A 23,944-nucleotide genomic window follows, 5' to 3' on the forward strand; every position below is an offset into this window, starting at 1 on the left:
TCCTTGAGGAGTTAATGATAAATGAGAGAATTACTAGCAACAACATTTACCGGCATTGTGGTCGATGAAAATGAACAATTTTATTTTGTTCAAAAAAATGGCATCACATTCCGTTTAAAAAAAGAAGAAGGTACGCATGCTATAGGGGAGGCTGTAGAAGGGTTTGGTTATTTAAATCAAAAACAAGAGCCAGCACTGACAACTACAATTCCTACTGTGCGCATTGGTAGCTATGGCTTTGGTACTGTCACAGGAACGAGACGTGATTTAGGTGTCTTTGTGGATGTTGGCTTACCAGATAAAGATGTCGTTATTTCGTTGGATGAATTACCAACCATGCGGGAACTTTGGCCTAAAAAAGAAGACCGAGTAATGGTTACTTTAAAAGTGGACAGTAAAGACCGCATTTGGGGCGAATTAGCAGATGAAAAAGTTTTTAAAGCCATGGCAAAACGCGGGAATGCTGAAATGCAAAACCAAAACTTAACTGGGCATGTGTATCGTCTGAAACTTGCAGGAACGTATATTTTAACTGATGATTTATACATTGGATTTATCCATCCTTCTGAACGATTCCAGGAACCACGTTTAGGTGAAAAAGTAGTGGGACGTGTGATTGGCGTGCGGCCGGACGGCGTATTGAATCTTTCATTAAAACCAAGAAGTCATGAAGTAATCAGCGATGATGCGTTAATGATTCTAACTTTCTTAGAAAGAGCAAACGATCACCAAATTCCTTTCACCGATAAATCAAGCCCTGATGAAATTAAACAAACCTTTGGCATTAGTAAAGCTCAATTTAAACGCGCCTTAGGCCATTTAATGAAACAAAAATTAATTAAACAAGAAGATGGTAAAACAATTCTAATTGGCTCGTTGGAACAATCAAAAGAAAAAAATTAAGGTAGCTAATTGAGAATATCTTGCAAATTACAGTTATTTCTTTTATAATTATTTTAATTTGATTGATAAATTAGGTTTCTTAATTTGTAATCATTCTAAACAAGGAGCTGTAATAATGGATTCGACTGCTGCTTTAAAAAAGACAAAAAAACAATTACATGAATCAGGCTTTAAATTAACACCACAACGGGAAGCAACCGTACTTGTATTATTGGAAAATGAAAAAGATCATTTATCAGCAGAAGAAATTTACTTCTTGGTAAAACAAAAAAGTCCGGAAATTGGTCTAGCAACAGTCTATCGAACGCTAGAAATTTTAACAGACTTAAAAGTCGTTGATAAAGTGAGCTTTAACGATGGTTTAGCTCGCTATGATTTAAGAAAAGAAGGCGCCAAACACTTTCACCACCATTTGTTATGCTTAGAATGTGGCACAATTGAGGAAGTGGAAGAAGACTTGCTTGGTGAAGTAGAGCAAATTGTTGAAAGTCGGTATCATTTTTTAGTCAAAGATCATCGCCTAACTTTTCATGGTATTTGTCAAAGTTGTCAAAGTAAACATTAAAAAAACTGCCTTGCATTAATTTATGCAAGGCAGTTTTTTATTCATTGGAATTATAAATTAGCGAATTTTTCCAATAAGCGAATCATTTGGCAAGTAAAACCATATTCATTGTCATACCAAGCCACAGTTTTCACTAATTGGAAATCGCCAGCTGTCGTTACTTCTGTTTGCGTTGGGTCAAAAATCGAACCTTCTGTCGTGCCGATTATGTCTCCAGAAACAATTTCACGATCATCATAACCGAAAGAAGGGTTATCAATGGTGTGTTTTTTCATTGCTTCATTTACTTGATCAGCTGTTACTTTTGTTTTTAAAATGCTAACTAATTCTGTTAAAGATCCATCCACAACGGGAACACGTTGGGCATGGCCTTGTAATTTTCCATTAAGTTCTGGAATAACTAAGCCAATTGCTTTAGCAGCACCAGTTGAATGGGGAATAGTATTGTCTGCAGCAGAGCGTGCCGCACGAAGATTTCCGCCACGAACAGGGCCATCTAATAGCATTTGTGTTGATGTGTAGGCATGAACAGTTGTCATGGTACCAACTTCAATACCAAATTCATTATTTAAAAAGTAAGCCATCGGTGCTAGACAGTTTGTCGTACATGAGCCGGCAGAAATGATTTTATCGTTGGCATCAAGTGTATCATCATTGACGTTATAAACGATTGTTTTCATTGCGCCTGCAGGAGCAGAGATAACCACACGTTTCACACCTGCATCTAAATGAGCTTGTGCTTTTTCTTCAGAGGTATAAAAACCTGTACATTCAAGGACAATGTCTACTCCGTTTTCTTTAACCCAAGGGATTTTACTTGCATCTGGTTCTGCGTAGACACGGGTTTCTTCGCCGTCAACAACAATGCCATTTTCAGTGGCTGTCACGGTGCCAGTATAGGTGCCATGCGTAGAGTCAAATTGTAATAAGTGAGCCAACATTGTTGGGCTAGTCAAATCATTGATTGCCACAACTTCAATATCATCAGAAACTTCTTTTATTCGGCGAAAGGCTAAACGACCAATTCTTCCAAAACCGTTAATTCCTACTTTGACTGTCATAACAAAAATTCCTCCTTTAGATGTTTGTGTTTCTTTGGACCCTTGCTGAAAAAGTGATTTTCTTCAACTATCTATAGTATGAACCTCTAAAATTTTTTTGTCAAAAGACTGATAGCGAAGCGACAAAAAGAAAGCGAAAGATTCATGAGAAATTTTGCTTTTTCCAACGATAACTAACTAGAATTGCTAGACAAACGGTTGTTTTCCCGATACAATAATAAAGACTTTCGAATCACGCTTTTTGAGGTGATTAAAGATAGTAGAAGTAGAATAGGAGGACAAATTATATGTCCATGTTTTTAGATCAAGTGACGATTGATGTCAAAGCTGGTAAAGGCGGCGACGGAATGGTTGCTTTCCGTAGAGAAAAATATGTACCAGACGGGGGTCCCGCTGGTGGTGATGGCGGTCGCGGTGGCGACGTTGTTTTAGTTGTTGAAGAAGGATTACGCACATTAATGGATTTCCGGTTTAATCGTCATTTTAAGGCGACACCTGGAGAAAATGGTATGAGTAAAGGAATGCACGGTCGTGGTTCAGAAGATTTACTTGTCAAAGTTCCACCAGGTACAACAGTTCGTGATGCAGAAACTGGAGCTTTAATTGGGGATTTAATTGAGAATGGTCAGACCTTAGTAGTAGCAAAAGGCGGACGCGGTGGTCGCGGGAATATTCGCTTTGCTTCCCCAAGAAACCCTGCACCAGAAATTGCCGAAAACGGCGAACCGGGTCAAGAACGTAAAATCGAATTAGAATTAAAAGTTTTAGCAGATGTTGGGTTAGTTGGGTTTCCTTCTGTAGGAAAATCAACGTTACTCTCTGTTATCTCATCCGCACGTCCGAAAATTGGTGCCTATCATTTTACGACGTTAGTTCCAAACTTAGGGATGGTGACTACTAGTGATGGTCGAAGCTTCGCTGCAGCAGATTTGCCAGGCTTAATTGAAGGAGCTTCTCAAGGTGTCGGCTTAGGAACACAGTTCTTACGCCACATTGAACGGACGCGTGTTATTTTACATGTCATTGATATGAGTGGCATGGAAGGACGCGATCCTTATGAAGATTATTTGGCAATCAATAAAGAATTGGCTTCACACAATTTACGTTTGATGGAGCGACCTCAAATTATTGTTGCCAATAAAATGGACATGCCTGAAGCAGAAGAGAATTTAGCGAAATTTAAAGAGCAACTTGCGAAGGAACGCACAGATGAGTATGCTGATGAGCTACCTATTTTCCCAATCTCTGGGGTTACTCGTAAAGGTATTGAACCTTTATTAAATGCAACAGCTGACTTGTTGGAAGTAACGCCTGAATTCCCATTATATGAAGATGAAGTGGTAGAGGAAGAAACCGTTCGTTATGGCTTCCAACCAGAAGGTCCAGAATTTACGATTGATCGTGAACCAGATGCTTCATGGGTTTTATCTGGTGAAAAATTAGAAAAATTATTTGAAATGACGAATTTCGATCATGATGAAACAGTAATGCGTTTTGCACGTCAATTACGTGGTATGGGTGTCGATGAGGCATTACGAGCACGTGGTGCGAAAGATGGCGACATTGTTCGGATTGGTAATTTTGAATTTGAATTTGTCGAATAAGCATAAAACCAGTTCACTGAGTGAACTGGTTTTTTATTTTAAAATTAGTATTAAATCAGCGAATAGATTGAAATAATATTTTTAATAGCTTATAATTTTAAATGTAACAAAATAACAAACGAAAGGAGCGAAATTGAAATGGAAAACAATCAAGCAATTGTTCCTAAGTTTTCAGTTAAAAGTGCCGGTTTTCTTTTTAGTATGGGGCTCTTATGTGGTGTCCTGTTGCCGAGTGTTTTATTATGGACTTTCAATCTGCCGTTTAATATTGGTGCCATGATTTTTTTGCCTGTTGGGATTGCTTTTGCGTTAGCGTATAGTCATTATTTTATTGAAACGAAAACAGGTTTTTGTAAGCGTTTTATTTGGTTGTTTTTAATTTCTCTTATTTTATTAGAGCTTATCTCTTATTTATGGCTGATTAAAGGAGTTATTTTTTAAGAGAAAAACAGAGGAGAGTGTTATTTATGTTAGATAAACTGACTGTTTGGATTGAAAATCATCTAGCTGGACCAATGGCTAAAATTGCCAATCAGCGCCATTTACGTGCGGTGCGGGATGGGATTATTGCGACATTACCTTTAATTATTGTCGGTTCTTTTTTTCTAATTATTGCGTTTCCGCCGTTACCAGAATCTTGGGGCATTACTCAATTTTTAACAAGTAATGCTGCTACAATTTTACTGCCTTACCGAATGACAATGTACATTATGGCGTTATATGCGACTTTTGGCATTGGCGCTAGTTTAGCGAAATCTTATAATCTTGATCAAGTCTCTGGAGGGATTTTGGCTACGATTGCTTTTTTATTAACATTAGTACCTGTGGCGATTCCTGAAGAAGCCAGTAAAGCAACTGGCGTTTCTGGGTTTGTTTTACCAATGGCTAATTTGGGTGGTGCAGGGATGTTTGTCGGGATTGTGACGTCAATTATTGCTGTCGAAATCTATCGAGTGACAGATAAGTCTAAGTTCAAAATTACAATGCCTGATAACGTTCCACCTGCTGTTGCTCGTTCATTTGAATCGTTGACTCCGACGTTAATTGTCATGTTATTGATTGGTTCAATCACTTATTATTTAGGCTTTGATTGGCACACATTTGTAGGGAACTTAGTAGGACCACTAGTTCAAGCAGCTGACTCTTTATTGAGTGTCTTGTTGTTAGTCTTTTTAACCACATTTTTCTGGTTCTTTGGGATTCACGGCGCTTCAATCGTAGGATCGTTGGCGCGTCCTCTATGGCTACAATTATTAGAGGAAAACACGACTGCTAAAGCAGCTGGCGAAGCATTACCTCGGATTGCGGCAGAACCTTTTTACCAATGGTTTATTTGGATTGGTGGTGCTGGAGCCACAATTGGTTTAGCTATATTATTAGCCTTCCGGGCAAAATCTGAATATGGTTCAAAACTAGGAAAAGCTATTTTAGCACCGTCTATTTTTAATATTAATGAGCCAGTTATTTTCGGTGTACCGATTGTCTTAAATCCTATTTTAATGATTCCTTTTATCTTTGCACCAATGGTTTTAGCAACGATTGCTTGGTTTGCCACAAAATTAGGTTTAGTAAGTGAAGTTGTCTTTACCGCTCCTTGGACCTTACCAGGGCCAATTGGCGCCTTTATGGCGACAGGTGGCGATTGGCGTGCTGCTGTTTTGAATATTGTTTTAATTCTAGTGGCCATCTTGATTTACTATCCGTTCTTTGTGGCTTATGATAAAAATGAGCTTGCCAAAGAACAAGGCAAACAAATAGAAGAATAAAGAGTGCAGCCGTTTAGTGTCCAGAACAAAAGGTGATGACCTTTTGTTCTGGACACTATTTGTTTATAGGTGATGAAAATTCTCAATTTTTTTGAAATGTATAGAAAATTTTGAGAAAAGAAACGCATAAAAAAGTGTAAAATATTATATATATAATGAAAATGGTTTTCTTTTGTGTGAACATAATAAAGTTATTGTTAACTAAAAGAGAAAAGGGGTATGAAAATGGTTAGAACGAAGGTATATACAAAGGAAAAAATCTTAAACGTAGCTGAAAAAATTTTAGTAGATAAAGGTTTTTCTAATTTAACTGCTAGAAATATTGCAGATGCTATGGGGATTTCTACACAGCCAATTTATTTAGAATTTGTCAACATGGACGATTTAAAACGAACCTTAATTAAATCGTTATTTCATCGTATGCAATTATTTTACAAAGCAGATGTCGGTACCTCAGACCCAGTGATTGCATTGGGTCTGAACTTTATATTATTTGCCCAAAAACATCAAAAAATCTATACGGCGTTATTTATGAAAGCACATGGTTATGAAGAAGAATTGCAGCAAATGCTTCAAACTTTTTTTGAAGAGCGTTTATTATTGGATAAAAAATATGTACAAATGGACAAAGGAAAATTTGTCGAATTATTTCCTAAAATGGTGGTAATCTATTTAGGTTTAGCCACAGCGGTTACAATGAAAACAATTGACTTAACTAAGAATCAAGAAATTCAATTATTAAGTCAATTATTGATAGAAGAGTAGTGTTTTGTTATTTATTCAAAATAACAAAAATACGACATAAGTCTGAGAAAAAACTGGTCGTTGCGCCCGAGGAAGGATTGTTTAAAACTTGCTATACTTTGGAAGAAGTAACAGAGAATAATTACTCGGGAGGATTTATGTGATGAAATTTATTAAATTTTTAGTGGTGACAGCAATTGTTATTGGTGGTGGTTTATTTGGGGCCAAGTTTTACGCAGAGAAGAACTCTGGCGAATTAGCTGGTGTGTTAGATCAATTAAATCCATTGGTTAAAGAAGGAAATGTGTATGTTAAAACAAAGAAAGCCGATAGCGTTAATGGCTATGGAATTGCTAGTTATACGCAAGTAGCCGCAGATGAGGAAGGCAAAACACGAGAAATAACTTTCACAGCGGACCATGAATTAAAAACAGATCATTATCTAAAAGTCTCAAATAAAGGGGCCCATATCAATACCTATGAAGAGGTCAATCAAGACCAAGTACCAGAAAAGGCATTACAAGCGATTCAAAAATAACAAAAAAGTCAGAACGTATCTTCAGCGTACGTTCTGACTTTTTGTTATTTTTTTGCTTCTTGAAGAATATTGATTTTTTCAATTTTAACATCAGTTTTTGGTTTATCGTTGGCACCAACTTCGACTTTGGCAATTTTATCGACAATATCCATTCCTTTGGTTACTTGACCGAAAACAGTATGTTTTTTATCAAGAGAAGGATAGCCGCCTTTTTTGTAAGCATCAATGATTGCTTTTGGATAATCATCATATAAAAGACCATCAGATTGATCATCTGTATTTTGGACAATAAAGAACTGACTGCCGTTAGTATTAGGTCCTGCATTCGCCATTGATAACGCGCCACGAATGTTATATAACTGGTTTGAAAATTCATCTTCAAATGGTTTATTCCAGATGCTGTTTCCGCCAGTTCCATCACCGCTAGGATCGCCACCTTGGATCATAAAGTTATTGATGACGCGGTGGAAAGTCAAGCCATCATAATAGCCATCTTTGGCATGTTTCATAAAGTTCTCGACAGTTTTTGGAGCCTGTTTAGGAAATAGTTTGATTTCAATATTTCCCATTGAAGTAACCATTTGGACTAAGTCTTGATCTTCGGCAACTTTGTCATCTAGTTGTGGTAAATCTAGTGAATTTAAGTCGACCGAATCCTTTGTTTTGCTTTCACTGGATTTAGCGACAGAATCACTCGTTGCGGTCGTGCCTTTATTATTGGTTGTGTTACAGCCTGCTAAAAGCAAGGTGAATGCTGCAACTGAAGCAACAGCAAGCATTTTCTTATGTTTCATCTGTTTTCCTCTTCCTTTCACACTGACAATTAGGTTCTTTTTTATCATAACAAAAGAGAAGATAACAAACCAGTGGAATTTTTATAAGATTTCCTATAGGAAAGGTGTAGACCACTTTTGTTTTTTTTGTTACAATGTAAGCAGATACATTATTATGTTTTACAATTTAGGAGGCAATCACATGGGAAAATTAGGTATTTCAATTTATCCAGAACGTTCAACATTTGAAAAGGACAAAGCATATTTGGATTTGGCTCATAAATACGGCTTTAAGCGTGTCTTTACTAGTTTATTGCAAATCAATGATGATCGGGAAAAGGTATTAGCAGAGTTTAAAAAAGTCGTAGATTACGCCAACCAATTAGGCATGGAAGTGATGGTCGATATTAATCCTGCATTGTTTGAACAATTAGGCATCTCTTATGATGATTTATCATTTTTCCATGATATGGGCGCTTACGGCATTCGTTTAGATCTTGGTTTTACTGGGCAAGAAGAGGCGAATATGACAAGAAACCCTTATGGCATTAAAATTGAAATTAATATGAGTTCAGGGACAAGTTATGTAGATAATATTATGGCCTACTCACCAAACACAGAAAATTTACTAGGCTCACATAATTTCTATCCACATCGCTATACCGGCTTAGGCTATGAGCATTTTGTTTATTGTTCAGAAAAATTTAGAAAATATAATTTAAATACGATGGCGTTTGTGAACTCACACGATGCTACATTTGGGCCATGGCCGACACAAGATGGGTTATGTTCTTTGGAAGATCACCGCGATTTAGAAATTGCAACGCAAGTTAAGCATTTAGTTTTAACAGGATTAATCGATGATATTTCTGTCGGAAATGCTTATGCCTCAGAAGCAGAATTAGCAGCAATGGCAGAAGCCTTTCATGCACCGTATCCTTCGATCAAAGTGGATACAGAACCAGAAATCACAGAAGATGAAAGAATTGCATTGTTCGATAACTTACACAGTTATCGTGGAGATCGTTCTGATTACGTTTTGCGTTCAACAATGACACGTGTTTACTATAAAGATCGTCCTTTCCCAGCTCATACAACGAGAGATATTGTTCGAGGCGATGTCTTGATTGACAACGTTGGCTATGGACAATACAAAGGGGAAACACAAATTGCTTTAAAAGAAATGAAAAATGATGGCCGTGTAAATGTGGTTGGTCGTATTTCTGATGACGAACGTTTCTTATTAGAATTTTTGAAACCATGGTCAAATTTTAAACTTATTGAAAATAAATAATTTTTAGTTTCCTATAAATAGATAAGTGGAGCATAGCGCAAAAGGTAACATTTTTGTGCTATGCTTTTTTGTCGCAACAAAATTGTCTCATTTTAGTGGTAAAGAAAGATGGCTAAATCTTTGAATGGTAGTTGTCAAAAAAAGGGCGACAACTTATAATGAATCATACAGTTTAAATAAAAGGAGTACGTAGATGAATCGATGGTTAAAAATTTTGATTGCGCTTATTGTAGTAATTGCAATTGGTTTAATTGCGGCAGGCTTATATTTTTATAATTATGCAGTAGTTCCAGGAAAGAAAGACTTTATAAATGAGAATACCCCAGGGTCAAAAGTGGTCCAGACACCTGAAGGCGCGTGGTTTAAAGATGACAAAAATCGACAAGAATGGTCAATTACTTCGGAAGATGGGCTACGTCTAAAGGCCATTTATTTACCAGCCGACAAAAAAAGTAATCGTACCGTTATTATGGCGCATGGTTATATGGGTTCGGCAGAAACGATGTCTGTCTTTGCGAAAATGTATCATGATTGGGGCTACAATGTGTTAGCGCCAGATGCGCGTGGTCACGGGAAAAGTCAAGGAGATTATATTGGTTTCGGCTGGCCCGATCGTAAAGATTATGTCCAATGGATTGAGAAAGTTTTAACCGAAAATGGTCAGCAAGAACAAATCACTTTATACGGTGTCAGTATGGGTGCTGCTACAGTCATGATGACGAGCGGGGAAAAATTACCAGATAACGTGAAAGCCATTGTGGAAGATTGTGGCTATTCTACAGTCAATCAGGAGTTGCAATATCAATTGAAAGAGCTTTTCAATTTACCAAGTTTCCCATTAGTTAATGTTACTAGCGGGATTACGAAACTTAGAGCTGGCTATTTCTTTGGGGAAGCAAGCGCTGTTAAGCAATTGCAAAAGAATCATTTACCAATGCTCTTTATTCATGGTGAAAATGATACGTTTGTGCCGTTTAGTATGTTAGACGAAGTTTATAATGCAACCCAAGGACCTAAAGAGAAATACGTCGTGCCTGGAGCAGAGCATGCGAAAGCTTATAATAAAAACCCAGAAAAATATAAGGAAACAGTAGCTGCTTTTCTAGATAAATATATAAAATAACAAATTTATTCTTTACTAATAGTAGCAAAAACAAAAGACTTGTTCTTAAGTTAACGACTTAGTGAACAAGTCTTTTGTTGTCAGTTGATTTTTTTTAATAAGTTGGAATTTACCCATGCAATCTAGGGCATAATCTGATAGGATAGTACTAGAAATGAGGGAAGGATAATGGAAGAACAATTAGTCGATTATTTACACTATTTACAAATAGAGCGGGGCTTATCAAATAACACACGACGGAGTTACGAACGAGATTTAAAAAAATACGTAGCCTTTTTACAAGAACAAGGCCTGCATTCTTGGGACGAAGTTGACCGTTACATGATTACAGAATTTTTGCAATCCCTTCACGAAGAACAGCAAGCTTCAGCAAGTGTGATTCGGATGATTTCTAGTTTGAGAGGATTTCATCAATTTTTACGTCAAGAACGCTTTAGCGAACATAATCCGATGCAACATATTGACTCCCCCAAGAAAGTTCAAAAATTGCCAAGTACATTATCTGTTGACGAGGTGACTCGATTAATTGAAACGCCTGATACAAGTAAACCACTAGGTATGCGGAATCGTGCTATTTTAGAAGTGATGTATGCAACGGGCCTGCGAGTTAGTGAACTAATTGAAATAAAATTAGGGGATCTGCATTTATCCATTGGTTTATTGCAAACAATCGGAAAAGGGGACAAAGAACGAATTATTCCTTTAGGCGATTATGCGATTCAATGGATTGAGCGCTATATGAACGAAGCCAGACCTCAATTGATTAAAAATCATCCGAATGAAACACACCTATTCGTTAACCATCATGGTGAACCGTTATCTAGACAGGGCATTTGGAAAAATTTAAAACAGATTGTTCGAGAAGCCCAGATAGAGAAAAATATTACGCCGCATACATTACGGCATAGCTTTGCGACACATTTGTTGGAAAATGGCGCAGATCTTAGAATCGTGCAAGAATTATTAGGACATGCAGATATCTCCACGACACAAATTTATACACATATTACCAAACAACGAATGGCAGATGTTTATAAGGAACATTTTCCTCGGGCTTAATTTGCGAGAATGCCCACAAACGAATAAATTTATGGTAAACTAGGAAGTCGAGAAAAGAAAGTAGGTGTCGTTTTTGCAAGAAATTAATTTAAAACTAGATGTCTTTGAAGGACCACTGGATCTTCTACTACATTTAATTCAAAAATTAGAAATCGATATCTATGACATTCCCATTACAGCAGTAACTGAACAATACATGTCTTATATTCATGCGATGCAAACCTTAGAGTTAGAAGTCGCTGGAGAATATCTAGTCATGGCTGCCACCTTAATGGCTATTAAAAGTCAGATGTTGCTTCCAAAACAAGAGCTTGAAATCATTGATGATGAAGATTTTTTTGAAGAGGAAGACCCACGGGAAGCTTTAGTAGCTCAGTTATTGGAGTATCGGAAATTTAAATATGCAGCGACTGTTTTACATGAAAAAGAAGAAGAACGTAAACTCTATTATACAAAAGAACCAATGGATATGGATGATTATAAAGAGGAAGATACAACACTACCGCCTAATCAAATCAATACAATTGATTTATTTCTAGCCTTTCATTCCATGTTAGAAAAGAAAAAAAATCGCCAGCCTGTTGAAACAACTGTTGCCAGTGACGATGTTTCCATCGAAGAAAAAATCTCCGCTATTTCAGAACGTATGCGTCAAGTACAGAAAGGGAAGGCAGTGTCGTTTGATTCTTTCTTCGATTCTTATTCCAAACAAGAAATTGTGACAACGTTCATGGCTCTTTTAGAATTAATGAAAACGGGCGTGATTTATGCTGAACAAGAAAATAATTATAGTGAAATTTTGTTATTTAATACAGAAACCCAGCAGGAAGATACAACAGAGGTGGAGGAAACACAGTGACATTAGTTAGTCAAATTGAAGCAATTTTATTTGTGGTTGGCGAAGAAGGAATTGGCTTGGAAGAGCTTGCGTACTTATTAGAGAAGTCAACAGCAAAAACCTATGAAGAATTAACGAAATTGAAAGAACATTATGCTTCTGACAATAAATCGGCGTTGAATATTTTAGAAGTCGGCAATCATTTTGTCTTAACAACTAAGAAAAAATATGCCTCATTACTAAAAAAATATGCGCAATCGCCTATGTCGAACGCCTTATCACAAGCGGCGCTAGAAACATTATCCATTATTGCTTATAAGCAACCAATTTCGCGTATTGAAATTGATGAAATTCGTGGCGTACAGACTTCTGGCTCTATCCAAAAGTTAGTTGCCCGTCAGTTGATAGAAGAAAAAGGCCGCGTAGATGGTCCTGGTAGAGCAATTTTGTATGGCACAACGAAGTATTTTATGGATTACTTTGGGTTGAAAAGTTTAGATGAATTACCAGATATCCAACAAATGGAAGATGAATTAGAAGAAGAACTACCAATGGATCTATTTTTTGATCGTTATCAAGAAACGAACCCAATGTCTGAAACAACAGAAGGCGAGGAAGCTTAAACAATGGAAAGATTACAAAAAGCAATTGCTCATGCTGGGGTGACTTCGCGTCGCAAAGCAGAGGAATTAATTGTCAAAGGTCGCGTAAAAGTCAATGGCCAAGTGGTCAAAGAATTAGGAACACAAGTAAGTAAACAAGATACCGTTGAAGTTGATGGTGTACCAATTTATCAAGAAGAATATGGTTATTATTTATTCTATAAACCAAGAGGGGTTATTTCTGCGGTGTCTGACGATAAAGGCCGTAAAGTAGTAACGGATTATTTTACAGATGTTACTGAGCGAATTTATCCAGTCGGTCGTCTGGATTATGATACTTCTGGGTTGTTACTTTTAACGAATGATGGAAGTTTTTCACAAAAATTAACCCATCCTAAACATGAAGTAGATAAAGTCTACGTAGCAAAAATTAAAGGTGTACCAACCAAACGGGATCTATTGCCATTAGCCAAAGGCATTCGCATTGATGGCAAACGCACAGCACCAGCCAATTTTCAAATTCTTTCAGCGGATATTAAAACAGGTAGCAGTGTCGTGGAATTAACGATTCATGAAGGACGTAATCATCAAGTGAAGAAAATGTTTCAAGCTGTTGGTTTCCCTGTTCAAAAATTAAAACGTGAACGTTATGGTGAGTTGACCTTACAAGGTTTGCGACCAGGACAATATCGTGATTTAACTAAAAAAGAAATCAGTCAATTATTAAATCAAGCTAAATAAGATAAAATGACTCGATCTCTTCGCGCTTATGGCGGAGGGATTGTTTTTTTTGAGAAATGAAACAATCAATGAAATTTAATAAAAAAGCTTAGTTAGTTGCATTCATTGTTCAAATCGGTTACACTAAGTAAGTAAAAAAATATAATACAAGGTTCGTCTTCAGGGGCAGGGTGTAATTCCCGACCGGTGGTTATAGTCCACGACTCGTTTTTAACGATTGAATTGGTGTAATTCCAATACCGACAGTATAGTCTGGATAAAGAAGATAGGGCTTATTTGAGACGCTTTTTCATCAGATAATCCTACTCTATTTTTCCCTGCAGAAAAATAGGGTTTTTTTGTATGACAAAGAAGCGAATCAAAAAGTTCGTTGAAGATGGGTCCTTAATTGGAGGATTTCAGATGAACAACAAGGTACAAAAAATGGTCAGCATTGCAATGTTGGCCGCAATCGGTACAGTATTACAATTTGTGGCATTTCCGATTATGCCGGCGTTTAGTTTTTTGAAAATCGATTTTAGTGATATTCCGATTTTACTCGGAATGTTCTTGTACGGACCGTTAGCAGGAGTAATTACTGCTTTTGTTCGTTCGTTGCTACACCTGTTCTTAACCGGACTAGCACCGCAAAATATGGTGGGAGATTTCGCTAGCTTTTTAGCAAGTAGTATCTTCACCTTGCCAATTTTTTATTTCTTTGGTAAAAAGAAAAATATCCGTACAAATCGGATAGTGGGCTTAGTAAGTGGGATCTTAGCCTTGACAATTTTCATGAGTATTGCGAATTATTTTGTCATTACACCCATTTACTTACAATTATATGGTGTGACCACACAACAATTTTTAGGAACATCTTTAGCAAGCTATGTGGCGATTGGTATTGTGCCATTCAACCTTATTAAAGGCCTCTTAGTCAGTGGTGTTTTTCTAGTACTACATGCGAAGTTATTGCCATGGCTATCAAAAAAACAACATACTATTCAGAAAAAAACACCGTTAACAAAATAAATGATAAAAAACCTGCTGTTGAACAATGTTTGACAGTGGGTTTTTAAAATTTACGCCTAAAAGAAAAGAGGTTGTCATAATCTGTCATCATTCTGTTAAAAAATACTAAACCATCTGCATTGTAATTTTAACTTTCCCTTGGTATGATAGAAATCATCAAAGAAAGAGGAGTTTTCCTGAGTGAAAAAGTGTAAAAATTGTCGTCACGTGAATCGTGATACGGAGTCCTTTTGTGAAGAATGCGGCGCTCCGCTAATGAATGAATCAATGCATCAAGAGGAAAACCAAGCACAACCATCAATGAATAAAGGGAACGAATCTACTCCTCTCAGATCAAAAAGAAGCTGGATCTGGGTGTTTCTTTTTGTGTTCATCGTTCTTGGAGCGGGTAGCTATTTTCTCGGGACGCATTATTTTTCTAAGGAACAACAAATTTCTCATTTTATTGAAGCGATTGAGAATGGTGATGCCCAAGAATTAAGTAAAAAAATGAGGACGAACGAGTCTGAATTTCAAGTGAATCCGCAAAGCATTAAGCCCTTAATCACTTATTATCAAAAAAATCCAACTGAGCTAAAAAAATTAGAAAAAGCGTTATTAAAGGATAAAAAGCTACATGGTTTAACTATTCGTGAAACAAGTCAAACAGCATTTTTCTTTCACCGTTATCAATTCATTTTAACGCCTGTTTCTGTTCAGTTAACGACGAATCAGCGCGGTGTGACGCTGGCAATGAACGGGCGGGAAGTGGGCACTTCCGACTCAACCACTTATCAAAAGGAATTGGGACCCTTAGCGCCAGGACAATATACCTTTACAGCCACAGTGAAAGATAGCACCGGTGAACCTGTTATCACAGAAGAGTATCGTTTATTAGAAGAGGAAAATTATATTTCTAGTATTCCTTTAGATTTTAAACGAATGAATTTTGTTGTGGAAAGCAATCTGCCAGACGCAGATATTTATATTAATGATCGGAAAGTTGGTACGCTAACGAATGGAAGCAAAACGATTGGCCCTTTGTTCTGGTCCAAAGGGATGACGATTCAACTTAAAAAGACGATTAATGGAGAAGAAATTCAAACATCAAAAGAAACGATTGGTGAAAATGATTTTGTCGAAGCGCTCTCCGATAATCCAACGCTACAATTGAATTTTCCGTTAGCTAGCGACTATGATGCCCGCAAAGCGCTAGAAACCTTTTATCAAGCATTTGCCAAACAAGTGAAAAGTCATACGGATAGTACAGAATTTGCTAAAAAATATCTCGTTGGTGGGGAAAATAATCCTCAATTTCCTTCTTTTATAGAAGCACTTGAACGATTACGTGAAAAGAAATCGACCGATGGTTCACCAGATTTTGAAGTAACCATTAATACACTACAATTGGATGGTAAAGAAAATTACCATGTCAATTATTATTTAGAAGCTAAAAATTCTAAAGCAAAAGAAAATGGTCTTCGTTATGAATGGATCAATGGCCTAAATGATCAAATTCATTTAGTCAAAGAACCGCTAAAAGAAGGACAATTACAGTTTGTTTCGATAGATGAGCAAACACTTGCTTGGCTCGAAAAAATACTCTAAGCAAAAATGAGTGCTAAATAATTTAGCACTCATTTTTGCTTATTTCTATTGCACGCGTGGGACATTTGCGGTACGCTTTTAACACATTCTCGCGTTCGTTTTCTGGAATAAATTGTTGTCGAGCATGCGGCTCGTCTTTAAAAAGGACAATCCCATGATCATCATAATCAAATATATTGGGCGCATAAACTTGACAAAGTCCACAAGCAATACATTTTTCAGGAACTAAACGTGATTGCATAAACAGTGACACATCCTATCTAAAAGAGGTTTACTATGGAAGCAACTTTTATTTTAGCGTTATTATCTCATGGATACAAGGTACGTGCATCAACTTTGTATCATCTTTTAAAAGGCAAACGGACTAGCTCTGTTTTGATTTATGGTTTTTTATATGATTGTTTACGATTCATTGGCTGGTGGCCAACGATTTCCGAACAAGCCTATTTTCAATTTCTTGAAAAACTTTCGAAGGCGAAACAAATTCAGTATCACAAAGAGACAAATGAAATTCAACTAACAAAAGAAGGGCAACTATTTTTAAAGGAGCACCATTTTTCGTTGCTGGATTATCCTGCAATTGATCTTTATCGTTTTGGCAGAAGTGATCGAGAAAGTTGGCAACTCATTCAATTTGCCGTGCAAGTGACTTCGTATTTATCATTTGAGGAAAAACAGTATATTCCACTTTTATCAACACCGATTCCGCAACTATATTTGAAACGATGGTTACAACAAGACAAGAAAGAGCAGCGCGTTCAATCAATCAAAGAAGAACTGTTGCGAGGGTTTGAGTTACTACCTGAAGCAGAAAGCGACTATTTGGTTGCGCAACTTTCTGGTTATCAGCAAACTGGCAAAGTTCCTCAGCAATTAACAAGCCATAAGACAGCTCTTGAACAGCGTTTGTGGCACACGCAAGCGGTTCATCATTTACTGCTGTTGATAATGTACGGAGGAAACTATCCTGCTTTACAAACGCTTGTATGGCCGTATCTAGAAAAAAATCTAAACCAAAGTATGCAAGAAACCCAACGATTTTTAACGGAAGGCAAGACGCTTCAGGAAATTGCTGAGCAGCGAAAAATAAAACCGAGTACCATTCATGACCATCTATTAGAGTTGGCTATTCAAGGGCAGCTGCAGGCGTCTGTTTATCTTGAAAAGGAGGCAATACTCCAAAACTTGGCTCAAACAGAACAAGATCCGCGGTTGTGGGTGTATCGGGATTGGCGAGCGCAAGAAGCGACGCTTTCTTATTTAGATTTCCGCTTATATCAAATCCAACAAATTTGGCAAGAAAAGGAGTGAGTGTTGTTGACATTAGAACAAGAATTATTCACTCGATTTGGTTATGCAGCGTTTAAGCCTGGTCAAAAAGAAGTGATTACAAACTTACTTGACGGTATGAATACATTGGCTGTTTTGCCAACAGGCACCGGTAAATCATTGTGTTATCAATTTGTGGGCCAGAAGTTAGAGGGACTAACGGTAATTGTTTCTCCTTTACTTTCGTTAATGGAAGATCAGGTGCGTCAATTACAAAGACAAGGAATTAAAGGTGCGGTTGCCTTAAACAGTACGTTACAGTATTCAGAAAAGCGTTATATTTTAGCGAAAATGTTCCAATACGATTATCTGTTTTTAAGCCCAGAAATGCTTTTGCAGCAAGAAGTACTTAGTGTGTTACAACGCCAAAAAATTGCATTATTTGTGGTGGATGAAGCCCATTGTGTTTATCAGTGGGGCGTCGATTTTCGTCCTGAATATAGTAAATTAGATCTGGTCCAAAAACAGCTAGACTTTCCTTTGACCTTGGCGTTAACTGCCACAGCGACACCCGTTGTACAGCACGCAATTATAAAACAATTATTTTCTCATGGTAGCTATCAAGAAGTTCTTTCTTCAGTGAATCGAAAAAATATTGGCTTGTTCGTGAAGGAAACGTCAGAAAAAGAAGAAGTGTTACTAGATTACTTATCTAAAACGGCTGGTAAAATCATTATCTATTGCGCCACGCGCAACAAAACAGAACAAATTAGTCAACTTATTCAGGCGAAAACCAGTTTTAAGGTGGCCTATTATCATGGGGGCTTGGAGGCTAGTGAACGTAGTCGCTTGCAAGAACAATTTATTGATAATCAAATCGATATTCTTTGTGCAACGAATGCTTTTGGGATGGGAATCGACAAACCTGATGTTCGTGGAGTGATTCATTTTGATTTGCCTGATAGCTTAGAAAATTACCTGCAAGAAATCGGGCGAGCTGGACGTGATGGTCAAAAAAGTTGGGCGCTATTATTGTATAAAAAAGGGGATGAATTTATTCATCGGTTTTTCTTAGAAGAGACAAGAGCGAATCGAGCGACCTTAAAATCGCTGATTGAAGGAGAAGAACAAGCAGGTTTGTTAGAAAATGCCACCGAGTTACAACAAAAATGGGTTCAAGGCTATTTAGCCAAGGATTATTCTTTTGAAGAGCTAGAGCATCGTTTAGAGGAGAAAGAAAAAGATCGTCAAGCGCAATTAAGAGGGATGCTGACGTATATTGAAACCACAACCTGTCGAAGAACGTTGATTCAAACTTATTTTCAAGAATCGATTGTCAAACAATCACCGGAAACTTGTTGTGATAATTGTGCGTTATTCTTTGACATTTACCAAGATTCAATAGTAAAATCGAACAAGACCAGCAATCAAAATGAAGAAGATTGGCGTTCTAAATTTCTAAAATTATTTAAAGAACGTGATTAATTCATTTTTTTTAGTCGGCAGTTGGCAAAAGCTATGATATAATAACAAGCGAGAGAAGTTTAGGAGGAAATTAGCAGTGAGTAAAAAGGACAAAAAGAAAAACCAAGCTCGTGAGCCATGGGAACAATCAATTTATGAACCTGATCAAAATGGTGGTGGTTCTCGTTTAGCAAAACGCCAACAGCAACGAGGAAATTCATTATTTCTAACTGTTTTAGTTATTTTGCTATTATTAATTATTGCCATTCCAATTGGGACTTTCTTATGGATGATGCAAGACAAGAAACCTAACGAAAGTGCTAGCAAAAATAGCCAGCCATCTTCTTCATTAGTCCAATCATCATCAAAAGAGAAGAAAAAAGAAAGTACGTCAAAATCAGTGGAAAGCTCAGAACCAGCAAGCAGCCAACCAGCTGAAAATACAACACCTTCAAGTTCAGATGCTGCTGCACAGCAACAACAGGACCAACAAGCACAACAACAGCAACAGCAACAACAAGAGCAGCAACAACAAGAAGCTCAAAATCAACAACAGCAACAAGCGCAGAACCAACAACCTGTTTATGATACCGTTCAAAGTGGCGAAGGGGCACGTCAAGTTGCCGAACGTAACGGAATGACATTAGAACAAATTTTAGCGTTAAATCCTGGGATTGATACATCTGTGTTTTATCCGGGACAACCATTACGTATTAAATAATCCAGAAAAAGAGGTTTGGACAGCACTTTCAAGGGCTAAACCGCGACGGATGATTACATGAGAATGCCAATAAGCAGAAATTTCCGAAAGATGGTTTGCGTCTTTCGAGGGATTTCGGCTTATTGCTTTTTCGTTAGAAACTCGTCATCAGTTTAAATCCAAGTTCTTTTCTTCTGATTTTAATATAAAAGAAGAAGCGCATTTTAAAGGATGCATATCAGTTAAGGAGTTTTTTCATGGGGAAAATCAGTATTGCTATTGACGGACCAGCTTCGTCAGGCAAAAGTACAGTTGCAAAAATTTTAGCAAAACAATTGAATTATGTGTATTGTGACACGGGTGCCATGTACCGAGCGATTACGTATCTGGCCTTGCAAAATCAAATCGACATTCAAGCGGAAGAGCCATTAGTAGCGCTTTGTGTCAACCACACTATTTCTTTTCAGCAAGCAGAGAATGGCCAACGTGTTTTTATCGACGGTCATGAAGTGACCGAAGCGATTCGCCAGCCAGATGTAACGAATGCTGTTTCAGCTGTTTCAAAACATGCAAAAGTTAGAGAAGAAATGGTGGCGTTACAACAGAAAATTGGTCAAGCCGGCGGAGTTGTCATGGATGGTCGAGATATTGGTACTGCAGTTTTACCAAAGGCCGAAGTAAAGATATTCTTGGTGGCTAGCGTTGAAGAACGTGCAGAACGTCGTTTTAAAGAAAATCAAGAAAAAGGGATTGAGACGGATTTTGAAACCTTGAAGGCGGAGATTGAACGTCGGGATTATTTAGATTCAACCAGAGAAGTATCACCCCTTGTCCAAGCAAGTGATGCTGTGAAAATCGATACAACAGGGTTGACGATTGAAGAAGTCGTCGCCGCCATACAAAATGTGATTAAACAAAAAGGTTTTGAACTTTTTTAAAGAATTTTAAGAAAAATAGAAGAAATCGCTTTATTTTTTTACAAAAATCTCGTACTATGTAAGTATATATAGCTAAGTTTTGGAATTTTTGTTGGCATAGGAGGATAAGAGGCATGACAGATTTTGAAGACAAACAAGTAGCAAACAACGAAACAATGGAAGATGCAATGAACAGCGTTCAAGAAGTCAGTGTTGGCGATATTGTTAAAGGCGAAGTTTTAGCCATTGAAGACAAACAAGTTGTTGTCGGCATTGAAGGAGCGGGCGTTGAAGGCGTTGTTCCTGCAAAGGAATTATCGACTTTACCAGTTGAAGATGTACACGAACTTGTGAAAGTCGGTGATGTGTTAGATTTAGTTGTGATCACATCAATTGGCAAAGATAAAGAAAACGGCAGTTATTTACTGTCAAAACGCCGTTTAGATGCTAAAAAAGTTTGGGAAGAAATTGAACAAGATTTCCAAGCGGGCAAAGTAATCGAAGCACCTGTTACAAATGTTGTTAAAGGTGGTTTGGTTGTTGATGTCGGTGTTCGCGGATTTGTTCCTGCCTCAATGGTTGAAGATCATTTTGTTGCAGATTTTTCTGAATATAAAGGTCAAACACTAGCATTTAAAATTATTGAAATCGAACCTTCAGAAAACCGCTTAATTCTTTCACATAAAGCAGTTGTTGAAGCTGAAAAAGAATCGAAAAAAGAAGAATTACTTTCTTCTTTACATGACGGAGACGTTGTTGAAGGGAAAGTAGCTCGTTTAACAGATTTCGGTGCATTCATTGATTTAGGTGGCGTGGATGGTTTAGTTCATGTTTCTGAAATTGCTCATCAGCATGTGGGCAAACCAAGTGATGCGTTAACTGTTGGCGAAGACGTTCAAGTAAAAATTCTTTCAATTAATCCAGAAGAAGGACGTATTTCTTTATCTATTAAAGAAACATTGCCTGGACCATGGACAGATATCGAAACAAAAGCAGCCGCTGGGACTGTTTTAGATGGCACAGTAAAACGCCTAACAAGCTTCGGTGCCTTTGTGGAAGTTTTCCCTGGTGTGGAAGGATTAGTGCATATTTCTCAAATTTCTCACAAGCATATTGCAACGCCTCATGAAGTCCTTCATGAAGGGGATCAAGTACAAGTGAAAGTTTTAGAAGTTAATCCAGAGGAACATCGTATTGCTTTAAGTATCAAAGCGTTAGAACCAAAACCTGAGTCTCAAGAAGAACCAAAAGAAGAACAGGAATATGAATTGCCTGAAGAAAATACTGGCTTTACCATGGGCGATATTTTAGGTGACGCTTTATCTGATGCGAAAGAAGAGGAATAACACGTTACTTTCTTGAAATTTATGAGTTTGACATAGCCGTAAACAGATCGGCTGTGTCAAACTCATTTTTTCTTGAATTGGTTAGAAAATCAGCAGAAACTAAAACTTTTCTTGCACTTTAAGGTTTGATTAGGTAAACTAGTAAGGATTGAAATTCTCAAGGAGGGAATCAAATGGCAAATCCAACTATTGCGATTGTCGGTAGACCGAATGTCGGTAAATCGACTATTTTTAACCGCATTGCCGGTGAGCGTATCTCGATTGTAGAAGATACTCCTGGCGTAACACGCGACCGTATTTATACAACTGGAGAATGGTTAGGGCGTGAATTTAGTATTATTGATACAGGTGGGATTGATTTAGGTGACGAACCATTTATGGACCAAATCAAACACCAAGCAGAAATTGCGATTGATGAAGCAGATGTGATTATCTTTGTTGCTAGTGGCCGTGAAGGAATTACTGATGCAGATGAGTTAGTAGCAAAAATTTTATATCGTAGTAATAAACCAGTGATCTTAGCTGTTAATAAAGTTGACAATCCTGAAATGCGTAATGATATTTATGAATTTTATGCTTTAGGACTAGGGGATCCTTTCCCAGTTTCTGGTAGTCATGGTTTAGGCATTGGCGATGTGTTAGACGAAGCAGTTAAACATTTTCCTAACACTTCAGAAGAAGAGGACGAAGATACAATTAAATTTAGTTTAATCGGGCGTCCAAATGTCGGTAAATCATCATTGATTAATGCTATTCTTGGTGAAGATCGTGTGATTGTTTCAGATATTGAAGGAACAACGCGAGATGCAATCGATACGTATTTTGAATCTGAAGAAGGTCAAAAGTTCTTAATGATTGATACGGCTGGTATGCGTAAACGTGGGAAAGTATACGAATCAACTGAAAAATATAGCGTCATGCGCGCAATGCGGGCGATTGAACGCTCAGACATTGTTTTAATGGTCTTGAATGCAGAAGAAGGTATTCGTGAGCAAGACAAGCGTGTGGCGGGCTATGCCCATGAAGCAGGTCGCGGTATTATTATCGTGGTCAACAAATGGGATACAGTCAAAAAAGATACAAATACAATGCGTGATTTTGAAGCGGAAATTCGTGATGAATTCCAATATTTAGATTATGCACCTATTATTTTTGTGTCTGCATTAACCAAACAACGTTTAAATAAACTGCCTGAACTAATTGAAACAGTAAGTATGAATCAAAACTTACGGATTCCTTCAGCGTTGTTAAATGACGTTGTAATGGATGCTGTAGCAATTAATCCAACACCAACCGATAAAGGAAAACGTTTGAAGATTTTTTATGCAACACAAGTGGCAGTCAAACCACCTACATTTGTTATTTTTGTCAACGAAGAAGAACTAATGCACTTTTCTTATGCCCGGTTTTTAGAAAATCAAATCAGAAAAGCATTTACGTTTGAAGGTACGCCAATTAAAATCATTCCGCGACGCCGAAAATAGTGCATTCTACCATACTTTTTTTAGATATTCAAATAAATTTATCAACTTTGAGAAAAAATGATTATTTTTTGAAAAAACTGGTTAAAATACACTAAAAACCTTGCTATTACAACTTTCTTATGCTATCTTGTTAACAGAATATTGAACCAGATCAATATTTGCTGTCTGTTTTTGGACCACTCAAAAATAGACGGAACTTTAGGTGTGTAAAAACATCGTATCTCTTATAGAGGAGGTGAAATGATCCATGGCAAATAAAGCAGAATTAATCGAAAACGTTGCATCTTCAACTGGTTTAACTAAAAAAGATGCTACTGCAGCAGTAGACGCTGTCTTTTCAACAATTCAAGAAACTCTTGCTAAAGGTGAAAAAGTTCAATTAATCGGTTTTGGTAACTTTGAAGTTCGCGAACGCGCAGCTCGTAAAGGACGTAACCCACAAACTGGACAAGAAATTCAAATCGCTGCAAGCAAAGTACCTGCATTCAAACCAGGTAAAGCATTGAAAGATGCAGTGAAATAAGACAGACAATTAGAACCCTTGGTTTCCAAGGGTTC

General features: G+C 37.3%; 25 protein-coding genes and 1 riboswitch. Of the genes, 22 read left to right on the forward strand and 3 right to left on the reverse strand.

Annotation, left to right across the window (positions count from 1 at the left end; all coding sequences use genetic code 11):
- Positions 1 to 21: 21 nt before the first annotated feature.
- Positions 22 to 903 carry a CvfB family protein gene (locus IGJ90_RS06625; RefSeq protein ID WP_002361792.1) on the forward strand — a complete coding sequence of 294 codons (882 nt, stop codon included), beginning with the start codon at positions 22 to 24 and terminating at the stop codon, positions 901 to 903.
- Positions 904 to 1,018: 115 nt separating this feature from the next.
- Positions 1,019 to 1,468, forward strand: coding sequence for a ferric iron uptake transcriptional regulator (gene fur / locus IGJ90_RS06630; protein WP_002357640.1), 450 nt, complete (start codon positions 1,019 to 1,021; stop codon positions 1,466 to 1,468).
- Between the two features lie 50 nt (positions 1,469 to 1,518).
- Here fur and gap read toward each other — a convergent pair whose 3' ends face one another.
- The gene (gap, locus tag IGJ90_RS06635) at positions 1,519 to 2,529 is read right to left on the reverse strand and encodes a type I glyceraldehyde-3-phosphate dehydrogenase (RefSeq protein ID WP_438767833.1); all 1,011 of its coding nucleotides are present in this window, start codon (positions 2,527 to 2,529) and stop codon (positions 1,519 to 1,521) included.
- Positions 2,530 to 2,816: 287 nt separating this feature from the next.
- Between gap and obgE the strand changes: the two genes are divergently transcribed.
- From obgE to IGJ90_RS06660, 5 genes are all read left to right on the forward strand, one after another.
- Complete coding sequence (gene obgE / locus IGJ90_RS06640; RefSeq protein WP_002384537.1) at positions 2,817 to 4,133, forward strand: GTPase ObgE; 1,317 nt, start codon at positions 2,817 to 2,819, stop codon at positions 4,131 to 4,133.
- Positions 4,134 to 4,271: 138 nt separating this feature from the next.
- Positions 4,272 to 4,574, forward strand: coding sequence for a hypothetical protein (locus tag IGJ90_RS06645; protein ID WP_010817272.1), 303 nt, complete (start codon positions 4,272 to 4,274; stop codon positions 4,572 to 4,574).
- A 26-nt stretch (positions 4,575 to 4,600) separates the two neighbouring features.
- Positions 4,601 to 5,899 carry a PTS sugar transporter subunit IIC gene (locus IGJ90_RS06650; protein ID WP_250858206.1) on the forward strand — a complete coding sequence of 433 codons (1,299 nt, stop codon included), beginning with the start codon at positions 4,601 to 4,603 and terminating at the stop codon, positions 5,897 to 5,899.
- A 219-nt stretch (positions 5,900 to 6,118) separates the two neighbouring features.
- Positions 6,119 to 6,664 (forward strand): TetR/AcrR family transcriptional regulator, encoded by a 546-nt coding sequence (locus IGJ90_RS06655; protein ID WP_002377438.1) that lies wholly within the window; start codon positions 6,119 to 6,121, stop codon positions 6,662 to 6,664.
- A 142-nt stretch (positions 6,665 to 6,806) separates the two neighbouring features.
- Positions 6,807 to 7,181, forward strand: a complete 375-nt coding sequence (locus tag IGJ90_RS06660) for a YxeA family protein (RefSeq protein WP_002357632.1) — start codon at positions 6,807 to 6,809, stop codon at positions 7,179 to 7,181.
- Positions 7,182 to 7,225: 44 nt separating this feature from the next.
- Here IGJ90_RS06660 and IGJ90_RS06665 read toward each other — a convergent pair whose 3' ends face one another.
- On the reverse strand, positions 7,226 to 7,975 hold the full coding sequence (locus tag IGJ90_RS06665; RefSeq protein ID WP_002374887.1) for a peptidylprolyl isomerase: 750 nt from the start codon (positions 7,973 to 7,975) through the stop codon (positions 7,226 to 7,228).
- A 181-nt stretch (positions 7,976 to 8,156) separates the two neighbouring features.
- Between IGJ90_RS06665 and IGJ90_RS06670 the strand changes: the two genes are divergently transcribed.
- The 8 genes from IGJ90_RS06670 (at position 8,157) to IGJ90_RS06705 (ending at position 16,206) form a co-directional block, all read left to right on the forward strand.
- Complete coding sequence (locus IGJ90_RS06670) at positions 8,157 to 9,248, forward strand: DUF871 domain-containing protein (RefSeq protein WP_075582686.1); 1,092 nt, start codon at positions 8,157 to 8,159, stop codon at positions 9,246 to 9,248.
- 193 nt (positions 9,249 to 9,441) lie between these two features.
- Positions 9,442 to 10,371, forward strand: a complete 930-nt coding sequence (locus IGJ90_RS06675) for an alpha/beta hydrolase (RefSeq protein ID WP_002357629.1) — start codon at positions 9,442 to 9,444, stop codon at positions 10,369 to 10,371.
- 168 nt (positions 10,372 to 10,539) lie between these two features.
- Positions 10,540 to 11,430: a site-specific tyrosine recombinase XerD gene (gene xerD, locus IGJ90_RS06680; RefSeq protein ID WP_347495872.1), complete on the forward strand. Its 891-nt coding sequence runs from the start codon at positions 10,540 to 10,542 to the stop codon at positions 11,428 to 11,430.
- A gap of 64 nt (positions 11,431 to 11,494) precedes the next feature.
- A complete protein-coding gene (locus IGJ90_RS06685) occupies positions 11,495 to 12,289 on the forward strand; it encodes a segregation/condensation protein A (RefSeq protein ID WP_002384532.1) in 795 nt (264 codons plus the stop codon).
- Positions 12,286 to 12,891: an SMC-Scp complex subunit ScpB gene (scpB, locus tag IGJ90_RS06690; protein WP_002357625.1), complete on the forward strand. Its 606-nt coding sequence runs from the start codon at positions 12,286 to 12,288 to the stop codon at positions 12,889 to 12,891. Before IGJ90_RS06685 ends, scpB begins: the two co-directional genes overlap by 4 nt.
- A 3-nt stretch (positions 12,892 to 12,894) precedes the next feature.
- Entirely contained in the window at positions 12,895 to 13,611 is a 717-nt protein-coding gene (locus IGJ90_RS06695; RefSeq protein ID WP_002357624.1) for a pseudouridine synthase, read from the forward strand.
- Positions 13,612 to 13,762: 151 nt separating this feature from the next.
- A riboswitch (FMN riboswitch) is annotated at positions 13,763 to 13,882 on the forward strand.
- Between the two features lie 71 nt (positions 13,883 to 13,953).
- The gene (locus tag IGJ90_RS06700; protein ID WP_002382314.1) at positions 13,954 to 14,619 is read left to right on the forward strand and encodes an ECF transporter S component; all 666 of its coding nucleotides are present in this window, start codon (positions 13,954 to 13,956) and stop codon (positions 14,617 to 14,619) included.
- A gap of 255 nt (positions 14,620 to 14,874) precedes the next feature.
- Positions 14,875 to 16,206, forward strand: a complete 1,332-nt coding sequence (locus IGJ90_RS06705; protein ID WP_025187061.1) for a zinc ribbon domain-containing protein — start codon at positions 14,875 to 14,877, stop codon at positions 16,204 to 16,206.
- 22 nt (positions 16,207 to 16,228) lie between these two features.
- On the opposite strand, the gene IGJ90_RS06710 is transcribed toward IGJ90_RS06705, so the two are convergent.
- The gene (locus tag IGJ90_RS06710) at positions 16,229 to 16,447 is read right to left on the reverse strand and encodes a ferredoxin (protein ID WP_002357617.1); all 219 of its coding nucleotides are present in this window, start codon (positions 16,445 to 16,447) and stop codon (positions 16,229 to 16,231) included.
- A gap of 35 nt (positions 16,448 to 16,482) precedes the next feature.
- On the opposite strand from IGJ90_RS06710, the gene IGJ90_RS06715 reads away from it, so the two are divergent.
- The 7 genes from IGJ90_RS06715 to IGJ90_RS06745 all read left to right on the forward strand — a co-directional run bounded on the left by IGJ90_RS06715 (position 16,483) and on the right by IGJ90_RS06745 (position 23,909).
- Complete coding sequence (locus tag IGJ90_RS06715) at positions 16,483 to 17,517, forward strand: helix-turn-helix domain-containing protein (protein ID WP_002366673.1); 1,035 nt, start codon at positions 16,483 to 16,485, stop codon at positions 17,515 to 17,517.
- Positions 17,518 to 18,960: a RecQ family ATP-dependent DNA helicase gene (locus IGJ90_RS06720; protein ID WP_002397293.1), complete on the forward strand. Its 1,443-nt coding sequence runs from the start codon at positions 17,518 to 17,520 to the stop codon at positions 18,958 to 18,960.
- A 76-nt stretch (positions 18,961 to 19,036) separates the two neighbouring features.
- A complete protein-coding gene (locus IGJ90_RS06725; RefSeq protein WP_002357613.1) occupies positions 19,037 to 19,660 on the forward strand; it encodes a LysM peptidoglycan-binding domain-containing protein in 624 nt (207 codons plus the stop codon).
- A 236-nt stretch (positions 19,661 to 19,896) separates the two neighbouring features.
- On the forward strand, positions 19,897 to 20,577 hold the full coding sequence (gene cmk, locus IGJ90_RS06730) for a (d)CMP kinase (protein WP_002357612.1): 681 nt from the start codon (positions 19,897 to 19,899) through the stop codon (positions 20,575 to 20,577).
- A gap of 113 nt (positions 20,578 to 20,690) precedes the next feature.
- Positions 20,691 to 21,902, forward strand: coding sequence for a 30S ribosomal protein S1 (rpsA, locus tag IGJ90_RS06735; protein ID WP_002360341.1), 1,212 nt, complete (start codon positions 20,691 to 20,693; stop codon positions 21,900 to 21,902).
- Positions 21,903 to 22,075: 173 nt separating this feature from the next.
- Positions 22,076 to 23,386, forward strand: coding sequence for a ribosome biogenesis GTPase Der (der, locus tag IGJ90_RS06740; RefSeq protein ID WP_002357608.1), 1,311 nt, complete (start codon positions 22,076 to 22,078; stop codon positions 23,384 to 23,386).
- Positions 23,387 to 23,633: 247 nt separating this feature from the next.
- On the forward strand, positions 23,634 to 23,909 hold the full coding sequence (locus tag IGJ90_RS06745; RefSeq protein ID WP_002357604.1) for an HU family DNA-binding protein: 276 nt from the start codon (positions 23,634 to 23,636) through the stop codon (positions 23,907 to 23,909).
- The last annotated feature ends 35 nt before the right edge of the window (positions 23,910 to 23,944 follow it).

The sequence above is a fragment of the Enterococcus sp. AZ129 genome, assembly GCF_051714505.1.
Lineage (GTDB): Bacteria > Bacillota > Bacilli > Lactobacillales > Enterococcaceae > Enterococcus > Enterococcus faecalis.

Excerpts from the sequence above, each read along its gene's own strand:
- IGJ90_RS06625 (WP_002361792.1), top strand. The coding sequence starts at position 22 with ATGAGAGAATTACTAGCAACAACATTTACCGGCATTGTGGTCGATGAA.
- fur (WP_002357640.1), top strand. The coding sequence starts at position 1,019 with ATGGATTCGACTGCTGCTTTAAAAAAGACAAAAAAACAATTACATGAA.
- gap (WP_438767833.1), bottom strand. The coding sequence starts at position 2,529 with ATGACAGTCAAAGTAGGAATTAACGGTTTTGGAAGAATTGGTCGTTTA.
- obgE (WP_002384537.1), top strand. The coding sequence starts at position 2,817 with ATGTCCATGTTTTTAGATCAAGTGACGATTGATGTCAAAGCTGGTAAA.
- IGJ90_RS06645 (WP_010817272.1), top strand. The coding sequence starts at position 4,272 with ATGGAAAACAATCAAGCAATTGTTCCTAAGTTTTCAGTTAAAAGTGCC.
- IGJ90_RS06650 (WP_250858206.1), top strand. The coding sequence starts at position 4,601 with ATGTTAGATAAACTGACTGTTTGGATTGAAAATCATCTAGCTGGACCA.
- IGJ90_RS06655 (WP_002377438.1), top strand. The coding sequence starts at position 6,119 with ATGAAAATGGTTAGAACGAAGGTATATACAAAGGAAAAAATCTTAAAC.
- IGJ90_RS06660 (WP_002357632.1), top strand. The coding sequence starts at position 6,807 with ATGAAATTTATTAAATTTTTAGTGGTGACAGCAATTGTTATTGGTGGT.
- IGJ90_RS06665 (WP_002374887.1), bottom strand. The coding sequence starts at position 7,975 with ATGAAACATAAGAAAATGCTTGCTGTTGCTTCAGTTGCAGCATTCACC.
- IGJ90_RS06670 (WP_075582686.1), top strand. The coding sequence starts at position 8,157 with ATGGGAAAATTAGGTATTTCAATTTATCCAGAACGTTCAACATTTGAA.
- IGJ90_RS06675 (WP_002357629.1), top strand. The coding sequence starts at position 9,442 with ATGAATCGATGGTTAAAAATTTTGATTGCGCTTATTGTAGTAATTGCA.
- xerD (WP_347495872.1), top strand. The coding sequence starts at position 10,540 with ATGGAAGAACAATTAGTCGATTATTTACACTATTTACAAATAGAGCGG.
- IGJ90_RS06695 (WP_002357624.1), top strand. The coding sequence starts at position 12,895 with ATGGAAAGATTACAAAAAGCAATTGCTCATGCTGGGGTGACTTCGCGT.
- IGJ90_RS06700 (WP_002382314.1), top strand. The coding sequence starts at position 13,954 with ATGACAAAGAAGCGAATCAAAAAGTTCGTTGAAGATGGGTCCTTAATT.
- IGJ90_RS06705 (WP_025187061.1), top strand. The coding sequence starts at position 14,875 with ATGAATGAATCAATGCATCAAGAGGAAAACCAAGCACAACCATCAATG.
- IGJ90_RS06710 (WP_002357617.1), bottom strand. The coding sequence starts at position 16,447 with ATGCAATCACGTTTAGTTCCTGAAAAATGTATTGCTTGTGGACTTTGT.
- IGJ90_RS06715 (WP_002366673.1), top strand. The coding sequence starts at position 16,483 with ATGGAAGCAACTTTTATTTTAGCGTTATTATCTCATGGATACAAGGTA.
- cmk (WP_002357612.1), top strand. The coding sequence starts at position 19,897 with ATGGGGAAAATCAGTATTGCTATTGACGGACCAGCTTCGTCAGGCAAA.
- rpsA (WP_002360341.1), top strand. The coding sequence starts at position 20,691 with ATGACAGATTTTGAAGACAAACAAGTAGCAAACAACGAAACAATGGAA.
- der (WP_002357608.1), top strand. The coding sequence starts at position 22,076 with ATGGCAAATCCAACTATTGCGATTGTCGGTAGACCGAATGTCGGTAAA.
- IGJ90_RS06745 (WP_002357604.1), top strand. The coding sequence starts at position 23,634 with ATGGCAAATAAAGCAGAATTAATCGAAAACGTTGCATCTTCAACTGGT.